Origin of the sequence: Escherichia sp. AM3 (genome assembly GCF_032029835.1) — a bacterium.
Lineage (GTDB): Bacteria > Pseudomonadota > Gammaproteobacteria > Enterobacterales > Enterobacteriaceae > Escherichia > Escherichia coli.
Genome location: NZ_JAVUPQ010000002.1, coordinates 57154 through 68508 on the forward strand (window position 1 = coordinate 57154; position 11355 = coordinate 68508).

The 11355-nt window shown below is 49.9% G+C and carries 11 protein-coding genes and 1 pseudogene; 8 read left to right on the forward strand and 4 right to left on the reverse strand.

Annotation, left to right across the window (positions count from 1 at the left end; genetic code table 11):
- Nucleotides 1-188: 188 nt before the first annotated feature.
- Both RTW80_RS01400 and RTW80_RS01405 read right to left on the reverse strand, forming a co-directional pair.
- A complete protein-coding gene (locus RTW80_RS01400) occupies nt 189-1391 on the reverse strand; it encodes a nicotinamide mononucleotide deamidase-related protein YfaY (RefSeq protein WP_000921621.1) in 1203 nt (400 codons plus the stop codon).
- A 99-nt stretch (nt 1392-1490) separates the two neighbouring features.
- A pseudogene (locus RTW80_RS01405) lies at nt 1491-2033 on the reverse strand (YfaZ family outer membrane protein).
- A 278-nt stretch (nt 2034-2311) separates the two neighbouring features.
- On the opposite strand from RTW80_RS01405, the gene nudI reads away from it, so the two are divergent.
- Nucleotides 2312-2737, forward strand: coding sequence for a nucleoside triphosphatase NudI (nudI, locus tag RTW80_RS01410; protein WP_001249884.1), 426 nt, complete (start codon nt 2312-2314; stop codon nt 2735-2737).
- Between the two features lie 38 nt (nt 2738-2775).
- On the opposite strand, the gene ais is transcribed toward nudI, so the two are convergent.
- A complete protein-coding gene (gene ais / locus RTW80_RS01415) occupies nt 2776-3378 on the reverse strand; it encodes a lipopolysaccharide core heptose(II)-phosphate phosphatase Ais (RefSeq protein ID WP_312718202.1) in 603 nt (200 codons plus the stop codon).
- Between the two features lie 307 nt (nt 3379-3685).
- On the opposite strand from ais, the gene arnB reads away from it, so the two are divergent.
- From arnB to arnF, 7 genes are read left to right on the forward strand one after another with little or no spacing between them, the layout of a single operon-like run.
- On the forward strand, nt 3686-4825 hold the full coding sequence (arnB, locus tag RTW80_RS01420) for a UDP-4-amino-4-deoxy-L-arabinose aminotransferase (protein ID WP_001342601.1): 1140 nt from the start codon (nt 3686-3688) through the stop codon (nt 4823-4825).
- 3 nt (nt 4826-4828) lie between these two features.
- Nucleotides 4829-5797 carry an undecaprenyl-phosphate 4-deoxy-4-formamido-L-arabinose transferase gene (arnC, locus tag RTW80_RS01425; RefSeq protein ID WP_000461661.1) on the forward strand — a complete coding sequence of 323 codons (969 nt, stop codon included), beginning with the start codon at nt 4829-4831 and terminating at the stop codon, nt 5795-5797.
- Entirely contained in the window at nt 5797-7779 is a 1983-nt protein-coding gene (gene arnA / locus RTW80_RS01430; protein WP_000860259.1) for a bifunctional UDP-4-amino-4-deoxy-L-arabinose formyltransferase/UDP-glucuronic acid oxidase ArnA, read from the forward strand. The genes arnC and arnA overlap by 1 nt, the downstream gene beginning before the upstream one ends.
- Nucleotides 7776-8666: a 4-deoxy-4-formamido-L-arabinose-phosphoundecaprenol deformylase gene (gene arnD, locus RTW80_RS01435; RefSeq protein ID WP_000169738.1), complete on the forward strand. Its 891-nt coding sequence runs from the start codon at nt 7776-7778 to the stop codon at nt 8664-8666. Before arnA ends, arnD begins: the two co-directional genes overlap by 4 nt.
- Nucleotides 8666-10318, forward strand: a complete 1653-nt coding sequence (gene arnT / locus RTW80_RS01440) for a lipid IV(A) 4-amino-4-deoxy-L-arabinosyltransferase (RefSeq protein WP_000844046.1) — start codon at nt 8666-8668, stop codon at nt 10316-10318. The genes arnD and arnT overlap by 1 nt, the downstream gene beginning before the upstream one ends.
- Nucleotides 10315-10650 carry a 4-amino-4-deoxy-L-arabinose-phosphoundecaprenol flippase subunit ArnE gene (gene arnE / locus RTW80_RS01445; RefSeq protein WP_000638031.1) on the forward strand — a complete coding sequence of 112 codons (336 nt, stop codon included), beginning with the start codon at nt 10315-10317 and terminating at the stop codon, nt 10648-10650. Before arnT ends, arnE begins: the two co-directional genes overlap by 4 nt.
- The gene (arnF, locus tag RTW80_RS01450; RefSeq protein ID WP_000523005.1) at nt 10650-11036 is read left to right on the forward strand and encodes a 4-amino-4-deoxy-L-arabinose-phosphoundecaprenol flippase subunit ArnF; all 387 of its coding nucleotides are present in this window, start codon (nt 10650-10652) and stop codon (nt 11034-11036) included. Before arnE ends, arnF begins: the two co-directional genes overlap by 1 nt.
- Here arnF and pmrD read toward each other — a convergent pair.
- Nucleotides 11030-11296 (reverse strand): signal transduction protein PmrD, encoded by a 267-nt coding sequence (gene pmrD, locus RTW80_RS01455; protein ID WP_001297080.1) that lies wholly within the window; start codon nt 11294-11296, stop codon nt 11030-11032. The two genes, arnF and pmrD, sit on opposite strands and share 7 nt — an antisense overlap.
- Between the last annotated feature and the right edge of the window lie 59 nt (nt 11297-11355).

The window sequence follows — 11355 nt, forward strand, 5'->3', positions numbered from 1 at the left end:
TCTCGTTGCTCAGGGGGAGTAAAATTGTGAAGCGCATCAAATCCCGCTCCTCGTCCAGCAGACTGGAGAAATTGCGCACAAATTTGTGAATCAGCGCACGGATTTTTTCTTATTGAGTACAACAGGTTGGACAAATTTTGCCGGAGGGGGAATGTGCCGGTGCAGTAAACCGGCACAGAGTGGCGGAATCAGACAGATAAGGTCATGGACTCAACAACCTCAATCCAGCCATGCTCACTGGCGATATCCTGGCCGTTTAACCAACGGCGCAGCATATTCAGTGCCATCATTGCGCACACTTCCTGACGGATAGCCAGGCTGTAGCGCGTAGTGCTGAAACGCACACGCAGAGCGAAAGTGCCGTCTGGCGTGGCTAGCGCAAAGTTGAGATGCTCGTTCTCGAAACCCGAAACAGCCAGTGCCAGCCCGGCAAAATGGTTGGCCCGCCGTTCTGTAATCCAGTGCGCAGTTTGCGCCAGGGTTTCCTCCTGTGAAGGAACCACTTCACACGCCAGCAATGGAGCACCTGCGCGAGAAAGTTGCAAAGCCAATAAACCACCGGTGAATTGCTCGCTCAACGTCAGGCTGAACTGGCGGTTTTGCAATTCGCGACTGATCTGCGCGGGCAGTCCTTCAGTGCCTTCGAAAATCACGCTCTGTCCGGCAACACGTTTAACATCCAGCCACAGTTTTTCCATCGCCTGTTGCTCGCTTGCCGGTCCGGTGAGTTTCAGTTCGATGATAGGCATTGAGGAGCGATAGCCCATTGTTACGCCCGGCGGCAGTTGTAGAGTGTCCAGGCTTTGTGCCAGATCGCTTTCCGAACGACCAAAAGTAGTCAAACGCAGACAAACCGGCGGCTGCGGTAAAGAAAAACGCTCGCGCAGGCGCGGCAGGATTTCGTGCTCGACCATCACCTTAAATTCTGACGGTACGCCGGGAGTAAAGAACATCAGGCAACGATTAAGCTGCACGGCAAAACCACAGGCGGTGCCTACCGGGTTATTGATAAATTCAGCACTGGCAGGCAGCTCCGCTTGTTTACGGTTGCTCGGTGCCATTACTCGTCCACGTTCGTGGAAATAGCGTTCCATCTCTTTGAGCCAGGCTTCATGCAGCACCAGGCCTTCACCTTTTGCTGTCGCAGCGGCGAGTGCGCTTAAATCATCGCTGGTCGGTCCCAGCCCGCCGTTAACGATCAGCACATCGGCGTGCTGACTACGTTCGCGAAGAATGGTGACTAAGTCATCAAGGTTATCCCCCACCGTATTGCGGCGAGATAATGGCAACCCCTGATGAAAGAAAAAATCGGCCAGCCAGGCAGCGTTAGTGTCAACGATTTGCCCGTGTAACACTTCATCCCCGGTGGATAACATTTCCACTTTTAACATGGTTATCTCCTGCTTTTGTTATCGAATCACTATAACGCAAAGGGAGATAAGGCGTAGTAAGAAACTGAATGGCGCGACAGAATGCCGCGCCGGAAGGGATCAGAAACTGGCGTTAACCCCAACATACGGGCCGTCAGCCACGGCGTTGTCGCGGTTACCGTCTTTACCCGACAGATTCAGGTAGCGATAACCCGCCTCAATACTGACTGGACGCATAATGGTGTAACGCGCGCCAGCATTCGCTTCTTCATAACTTTGAATACCGCTGGAGAGCGAATCCGGAGAGTAGTAATACTCGCCAAACAAACGGAAGCTGTTGCCAATTTTCCACTACAAACCACCTCCTACCGCTGCGGCATAACCTTCATCGCCGTAATTCGGGTTGGTGTAAACGCCTTTTCCGCCAACGGTCGCCATTAACGGCCCGAGAGGCAGATTCAACCCCAGCCCCACGCCCGCGACGTCACCGTCGTCGTCGTTATGTGTCCAGTTACCGCTTAAAGCCAGGCCCGTCGATTCAGTTCCAAAACCGACACCAATATTGGTGTATTCTTTACCCGCCTGGCCGCTGATGCTCATTGCATTGACCGATGCAGAAACCAACAGCATTCCGGCCAGACCTGCTAGCGCAATTTTTTTCATTATCCCCTTTCCCACAAGCAATTAATCAAAATTCCCAAAGCTGCGGGATTGTACTGCCTGGCACAGAGGATTCAATGAGCGAAAAAAGGGATCTAGTCACTTATTGTAACTAAATACTTCTTAAATAATTAAACGCCGAAAAAATAAACACACTTTACCGATACACACAAAAATAATAATAAGTACAGTTATCATCGCAAAAGAGATTACTGTCACTTTCACATATTTGTGAGTTACCGTATTCTCATGGTTTCTTTTTATTTATAAGGAATATCCCTGTGCGACAACGGACTATTGTATGCCCTTTGATTCAAAATGATGGTGCTTATTTGCTGTGTAAAATGGCCGACGATCGCGGCGTTTTCCCCGGTCAATGGGCGCTTTCGGGTGGCGGCGTAGAGCCTGGCGAACGAATTGAAGAGGCACTACGCCGCGAAATTCGCGAAGAACTGGGAGAACAGCTGCTTTTGACAGAAATCACGCCGTGGACCTTCAGCGATGATATTCGCACCAAGACGTATGCAGATGGTCGCAAGGAAGAGATTTATATGATTTACCTGATTTTTGACTGCGTTTCTGCCAACCGAGAAGTGAAAATAAACGAAGAGTTTCAGGACTACGCGTGGGTAAAACCTGAAGATCTGGTGCACTATGATTTGAACGTTGCCACCCGAAAAACGTTACGTTTGAAAGGTCTTCTGTAACAATGATGACAGCCATTACTGGCTGTCAGATTGAAAATTTAGTGGTTAACGAATTCCCCATCCAGATAAACTTTGCCTTTTTCCACATGCATGACTAAACCATTCAGATAATCAGGTTTAAATGTCGCATCACGCTTATCTTTAGCAATATATGTCAGGCAATGATTATGGGTAAAAATAACGATATTTTTATCAGGTGCTTTGCTTTGTAAGTCTTTAATTGCACTATAAATATCATTACCGCACTGAAGAAATCGTTTATCTACCGTCAGCTTTTTACCCGCTGAAAACCAGGTCGCCGACTGAATGGTCCGGACGGTATTACTGGAATAAAGATCGAAATCAGGGATATCAGCACTAAAAGCGTTGCCCAGTTCACGGGCATCCTGGGTACCTTTAACCGTAATACCTGTTTTATCTGACAAGCATTGATTGGTTGAACGATCGCAACGTTCAGCATGGCGAAACAAAACGACAACCGGGTGCTGCTGTGCCAGTCTGGCCAATGTTTTATTGTCGATACGTGGCAAACCATTGCTACTCCAGGCGGCATGAGTACCCAGTCCGGCAATTGCAGCGAGCGCCAGTAAAATGATGAAATATTTTTTTGACTTCAATGATGAGCGGCAAAAAGCTAACACGTAAACTCCACCTATAGACAAGCGCAACCAGACAATTACCGTAAAATTGAGCGACATTTCTGGCGATAATTAGCAGTTGGTGTAATATTAAAAATCCTACGATGTCGGCAAAATGCCTCAAAATTTTGCCAAATGCAAAGCCTAAATAAGAAAAAATATAAAAATTTCAATATTTACGTCTAATATTAGTTTCTTAAGGTTAAGTTAATATTCTATCCTTAAAATTTCGCTCCAAATGGCAAAATATACACAACACTCTTTATAGCAAATATAAGTGGACAGGTATTCAATGGCGGAAGGAAAAGCAATGTCAGAATTTTTGCCTTTTTCGCGACCAGCAATGGGCGTGGAGGAACTCGCTGCAGTTAAAGAGGTTCTCGAATCCGGTTGGCTCACAACCGGTCCGAAGAATCAGGCGCTTGAGCAAGCCTTTTGCCAGTTGACGGGAAATCAGCATGCCATCGCGGTCAGTTCAGCCACCGCCGGAATGCATATCACGCTAATGGCGTTGGAAATTGGCAAGGGCGATGAAGTGATTACGCCTTCCCTGACCTGGGTTTCAACCCTCAATATGATTTCCTTGTTGGGTGCAACGCCGGTAATGGTGGATGTCGACCGCGATACGCTGATGGTCACGCCTGAAGCGATCGAGTCAGCCATAACGCCACGCACTAAAGCCATCATTCCGGTGCATTATGCCGGTGCGCCAGCAGATATTGACGCCATTCGCGCCATTGGCGAACGTTACGGCATCGCAGTTATCGAAGATGCTGCCCATGCCGTCGGTACGTATTACAAAGGGCGACATATTGGCGCAAAAGGTACCGCTATTTTTTCATTTCATGCCATTAAAAATATTACCTGTGCGGAAGGTGGCCTGATTGTAACTGATAATGAAAACCTTGCCCGCCAGCTACGGATGCTGAAATTTCACGGTCTGGGTGTCGATGCCTATGACAGACAAACCTGGGGCCGTGCACCGCAGGCTGAAGTCTTAACACCGGGCTATAAGTACAATCTGACCGATATTAACGCCGCAATTGCCCTGACACAGTTAGCAAAATTAGAGCACCTCAACACCCGTCGGCGCGAAATTGCCCAGCAATATCAGCAAGCACTGGCAGCTCTCCCCTTTCAGCCATTAAGCCTTCCCGCCTGGCCGCACGTTCACGCCTGGCATCTGTTTATTATTCGTGTCGATGAACAACGTTGTGGTATCAGTCGCGATGCGTTGATGGAAGCGTTAAAAGAACGAGGCATTGGTACCGGGTTACATTTCCGCGCCGCTCACACACAAAAATATTATCGCGAGCGTTTTCCCACGCTGTCGTTACCGAATACCGAATGGAATAGCGAACGCATCTGTTCTTTGCCGCTGTTCCCGGATATGACTACCGCCGATGCCGACCGTGTCATCACAGCCCTTCAGCAACTCGCAGGACAATAAGCCATGTTTGAAATCCACCCTGTTAAGAAAGTCTCGGTGGTTATTCCCGTTTATAACGAGCAGGAAAGCTTACCGGAATTAATCAGGCGCACCACCACAGCCTGTGAATCGTTGGGGAAAGAGTATGAGATCCTGCTGATTGATGACGGCAGTAGCGATAATTCCGCGCATATGCTGGTCGAAGCCTCACAAGCGGAGAACAGCCATATTGTGTCTATTTTGCTTAACCGCAATTACGGGCAACATTCAGCGATTATGGCGGGATTCAGTCACGTTACCGGCGACTTAATTATTACCCTTGATGCCGATCTCCAGAATCCGCCAGAAGAAATCCCCCGCCTGGTGGCAAAAGCCGATGAAGGTTACGACGTGGTAGGGACTGTACGCCAGAACCGCCAGGACAGCTGGTTTCGTAAAACAGCTTCGAAGATGATTAACCGGCTTATTCAGCGCACCACCGGCAAAGCGATGGGTGACTACGGTTGTATGCTGCGCGCCTATCGCCGTCATATTGTCGATGCGATGTTGCACTGCCATGAACGTAGCACCTTTATCCCGATTCTGGCGAATATCTTCGCCCGCCGTGCCATTGAAATTCCAGTACATCATTCCGAGCGTGAGTTTGGTGAATCCAAATACAGTTTTATGCGCCTGATTAATTTGATGTACGACCTGGTGACCTGCCTTACCACAACGCCGCTACGTATGCTGAGTCTGCTCGGCAGCATTATTGCGATTGGAGGTTTTAGCATTGCGGTGCTGCTGGTGATTTTACGCCTGACCTTCGGACCACAATGGGCGGCAGAAGGCGTCTTTATGCTATTTGCCGTGCTGTTTACTTTTATTGGCGCTCAGTTTATCGGCATGGGATTACTCGGTGAATATATCGGCAGGATCTACACCGATGTCCGCGCCCGCCCCCGCTATTTTGTTCAGCAAGTTATCCGTCCATCCAGCAAGGAAAATGAATAATGAAAACCGTCGTTTTTGCCTACCACGATATGGGATGCCTCGGTATTGAAGCTCTGCTGGCTGCCGGTTACGAAATTAGCGCCATTTTTACCCATACCGATAATCCCGGTGAAAAAGCCTTTTATGGTTCGGTGGCTCGTCTGGCAGCGGAAAGAGGCATTCCGGTTTATGCGCCGGATGACGTTAATCATCCGCTGTGGGTGGAACGCATTGCCCAACTGTCGCCAGATGTGATTTTCTCTTTTTATTATCGCCATCTTATTTGCGACGAAATTTTGCAGCTCGCTCCCGCAGGTGCATTTAATCTGCATGGTTCGCTGTTACCAAAATATCGTGGTCGCGCGCCGCTGAACTGGGTGCTGGTCAACGGTGAAACGGAAACTGGCGTTACATTGCACCGAATGGTGAAACGTGCCGATGCCGGGGCCATTGTGGCGCAACTGCGCATTGCCATTGCGCCAGACGATATCGCTATTACGCTGCATCATAAATTGTGCCATGCCGCGCGCCAGCTACTGGAACAGACATTACCCGCCATTAAACACGGTAATATTCTGGAAATCGCCCAGCGCGAAAACGAAGCCACCTGTTTTGGTCGCAGAACGCCGGATGACAGTTTCCTTGAATGGCATAAACCGGCATCCGTACTGCACAACATGGTACGTGCCGTTGCCGATCCGTGGCCGGGTGCCTTCAGCTATGTTGGCAATCAGAAATTCACCGTCTGGTCGTCGCGTGTTCATCCTCATGCCAGCAAAGCACAGCCGGGGAGCGTGATTTCTGTTGCGCCACTGCTGATTGCCTGTGGCGATGGCGCGCTGGAAATCGTCACCGGACAGGCGGGCGACGGCATTACTATGCAGGGCTCGCAATTAGCGCAGACGCTGGGCCTGGTGCAAGGTTCACGCTTGAATAGCCAGCCTGCCTGCACCGCCCGACGCCGTACCCGGGTACTCATCCTCGGGGTGAATGGCTTTATTGGCAACCATCTGACAGAACGCCTGCTGCGCGAAGATCATTATGAAGTTTACGGTCTGGATATTGGCAGCGATGCGATAAGCCGTTTTCTGAATCATCCGCATTTTCACTTTGTTGAAGGCGATATCAGTATTCATTCCGAATGGATTGAGTATCATGTCAAAAAATGTGATGTCGTCTTGCCGCTGGTGGCGATAGCCACGCCGATTGAATATACCCGCAACCCGCTGCGCGTATTTGAACTCGATTTTGAAGAGAATCTGCGCATTATCCGCTACTGCGTGAAGTACCGTAAGCGAATCATCTTCCCGTCAACTTCAGAAGTTTATGGGATGTGTAGCGATAAATACTTCGATGAGGACCATTCTAATTTAATCGTCGGCCCGGTGAATAAACCACGCTGGATTTATTCGGTATCAAAACAATTACTTGATCGGGTGATCTGGGCCTATGGCGAAAAAGAGGGTTTACAGTTCACCCTCTTCCGCCCGTTTAACTGGATGGGACCGCGACTGGATAACCTTAATGCGGCACGAATCGGCAGCTCCCGCGCTATTACGCAACTCATTCTCAATCTGGTAGAAGGTTCACCGATTAAGCTGATTGATGGCGGAAAACAAAAACGCTGCTTTACTGATATTCGCGATGGTATCGAGGCGTTATACCGCATTATCGAAAATGCGGGAAATCGCTGCGACGGTGAAATTATCAACATTGGCAATCCTGAGAACGAAGCGAGCATTGAGGAACTGGGCGAGATGCTGCTGGCGAGCTTCGAAAAACATCCGCTGCGCCATCATTTCCCACCGTTTGCGGGCTTTCGCGTTGTCGAAAGTAGCAGCTACTACGGCAAAGGATATCAGGACGTAGAGCATCGTAAACCGAGCATCCGCAATGCCCACCGCTGCCTGGACTGGGAGCCGAAAATTGATATGCAGGAAACCATCGACGAAACGCTGGATTTCTTCCTGCGCACCGTTGATCTTACGGATAAACCATCATGACCAAAGTAGGCTTACGCATTGATGTCGATACCTTTCGTGGCACCCGTGAAGGCGTGCCGCGTCTGCTGGAAATCTTGAGTAAGCATAATATTCAGGCCAGCATTTTTTTCAGCGTCGGCCCGGACAATATGGGCCGCCATCTCTGGCGACTGGTGAAGCCACAGTTTTTGTGGAAGATGCTGCGCTCAAATGCGGCATCGCTTTATGGCTGGGATATTTTACTGGCAGGTACGGCCTGGCCAGGTAAAGAGATTGGTCATGCCAATGCCGATATCATTCGTGAAGCGGCTAAACATCACGAAGTCGGCCTGCACGCCTGGGATCACCATGCCTGGCAAGCCCGTAGCAGTAACTGGGATCGGCAAACAATGATCGACGATATTGCACGCGGTCTTCGCACTCTGGAAGAGATTATCGGTCAACCGGTAACCTGTTCTGCCGCTGCGGGCTGGCGTGCCGACCAGAAGGTGATCGAAGCAAAAGAAGCGTTCCATTTGCGCTACAACAGCGATTGTCGTGGGGCCATGCCGTTCCGTCCATTGCTCGAATCAGGAAACCCTGGCACTGCGCAAATTCCGGTGACCTTACCCACCTGGGATGAAGTGATTGGTCGGGATGTGAAAGCAGAAGATTTTAACGGTTGGTTACTCAACCGCATCCTGCGAGATAAAGGCACGCCGGTTTATACCATTCATGCAGAAGTTGAAGGCTGCGCTTATCAGCATAATTTTGTGGATCTCCTCAAACGCGCAGCTCAGGAAGGCGTGACATTTTGCCCTTTAAGCGAACTGTTATCAGAGACGTTGCCGCTCGGACAAGTTGTTCGCGGAAATATTGCCGGACGTGAAGGCTGGCTGGGTTGCCAACAAATTGCGGGTAGTCGCTGATGAAATCGGTACGTTACCTTATCGGCCTCTTCGCGTTTATTGCCTGCTATTACCTGTTACCGATCAGCACGCGTCTGCTCTGGCAACCCGATGAAACGCGTTATGCGGAAATCAGTCGAGAAATGCTGGCATCCGGCGACTGGATTGTGCCCCATCTGTTAGGGCTACGTTATTTCGAAAAACCCATTGCCGGATACTGGATTAACAGCATTGGGCAATGGCTATTTGGCGCGAATAACTTTGGTGTGCGGGCAGGCGTTATCTTTGCGACCCTGTTAACTGCCGCGCTGGTGACCTGGTTTACTCTGCGCTTATGGCGCGATAAACGTCTGGCTCTACTCGCCACAGTAATTTATCTCTCATTGTTTATTGTCTATGCCATCGGCACTTATGCCGTGCTCGATCCGTTTATTGCATTCTGGCTGGTGGCGGGAATGTGCAGCTTCTGGCTGGCAATGCAGGCACAGACGTGGAAAGGCAAAAGCGCAGGATTTTTACTGCTGGGAATCACCTGCGGCATGGGGGTGATGACCAAAGGTTTTCTCGCCCTTGCCGTGCCGGTATTAAGCGTGCTGCCATGGGTAGCGACGCAAAAACGCTGGAAAGATCTCTTTATTTACGGCTGGCTGGCGGTTATCAGTTGCGTACTGACGGTTCTCCCTTGGGGACTGGCGATAGCGCAGCGGGAGCCTGACTTCTGGCACTATTTTTTCTGGGTTGAGCATATTCAACGCTTTGCACTGGATGATGCCCAACATAGAGCTCCGTTCTGGTACTACGTGCCGGTCATCATTGCCGGTAGCCTGCCGTGGCTGGGATTACTCCCCGGTGCACTGTACACAGGCTGGAAAAACCGCAAGCATTCCGCAACCGTCTATTTGTTGAGCTGGACGATAATGCCGCTGCTGTTTTTCTCCGTCGCTAAAGGTAAATTGCCCACCTATATTCTTTCCTGCTTTGCATCTCTGGCAATGCTGATGGCGCATTACGCTTTGCTGGCAGCAAAAAATAATCCTCTGGCGCTGCGGATTAATGGCTGGATTAACATCGCTTTTGGCGTCACTGGCATTATTGCCACATTTGTGGTCTCCCCGTGGGGACCAATGAACACGCCGGTGTGGCAAACCTTCGAGAGCTATAAAGTCTTTTGTGCCTGGTCGATTTTTTCGCTATGGGCATTTTTCGGCTGGTACACCTTAACAAACGTCGAAAAGACCTGGCCTTTTGCCGCGCTTTGCCCGCTGGGGCTGGCGTTGCTGGTAGGATTTTCAATTCCTGACAGAGTTATGGAAGGAAAACATCCGCAATTTTTTGTCGAGATGACACAAGAATCACTTCAGCCAAGCCGCTATATTCTTACTGATAGCGTCGGTGTTGCCGCAGGTCTGGCATGGAGCCTGCAACGCGATGACATCATCATGTATCGCCAGACAGGTGAGTTGAAATACGGCCTTAATTATCCGGATGCGAAAGGGAGATTTGTCAGCGGTGATGAGTTCGCAAACTGGCTTAATCAACATCGTCAGGAGGGGATTATTACTCTCGTGCTTTCGGTTGACCGCGATGAAGATATCAACAGTCTCGCCATTCCGCCCGCAGATGCCATCGATCGTCAGGAGCGTCTGGTGCTGATTCAGTATCGTCCCAAATGATCTGGCTAACATTAGTCTTTGCCAGCTTGCTTAGCGTTGCCGGGCAGTTGTGTCAGAAACAGGCAACCTGCTTTGTGGCGATAAACAAACGGCGCAAACATATCGTGCTGTGGCTGGGACTGGCGCTGGCTTGTCTTGGTCTTGCCATGGTGCTCTGGCTGCTGGTCTTGCAGAACGTACCGGTAGGCATTGCCTACCCGATGTTAAGTCTGAATTTTGTCTGGGTGACGCTGGCTGCAGTAAAACTGTGGCACGAACCGGTATCGCCGCGTCACTGGTGTGGGGTGGCGTTCATTATTGGTGGCATTGTGATCCTCGGGAGTACGGTGTAATGGGCCTGATATGGGGATTATTCAGCGTCATTATTGCCTCAGTTGCGCAATTAAGCCTGGGTTTTGCGGCAAGTCATCTGCCGCCGATGACGCACTTATGGGATTTTATCGCGGCTCTGTTAGCTTTTGGCCTGGATGCCCGGATACTGTTACTCGGGCTGCTGGGTTATCTGCTTTCCGTTTTTTGTTGGTATAAAACGCTACATAAACTTGCGCTAAGCAAAGCCTATGCCTTGCTCAGTATGAGTTATGTGCTGGTATGGATTGCTTCAATGGTACTTCCCGGCTGGGAAGGGACTTTTTCGCTGAAAGCACTACTGGGAGTAGCCTGTATTATGAGCGGGTTGATGCTGATTTTCCTGCCCACGACAAAACAACGTTACTGAGTTTTCCCTGCCGCTGTACACTGCCGTTCCCACTCATCGGGGCTATAACTGCTTGCCGAGAGGACTTTCACCGTATGCAGCTTTTCACGATTAATACAATAAAGCGCATTCTGCAAAGGCGAGAGTAAATCCCCCACTTTCACGGCGAAGTCACTCTTCACTTCGGCGATCATTTTTATCGCGCCGCCAGCATCGCAGAGCATAAGTACATGTCTGTTATCTTGTTTATTGCAGCACGATTTTTTGACCAGCCATTCCATTGCATTATCCTGTTTGCTAAGAGTTTTCACATCAATTTACAGATTAACAGATAAACTCT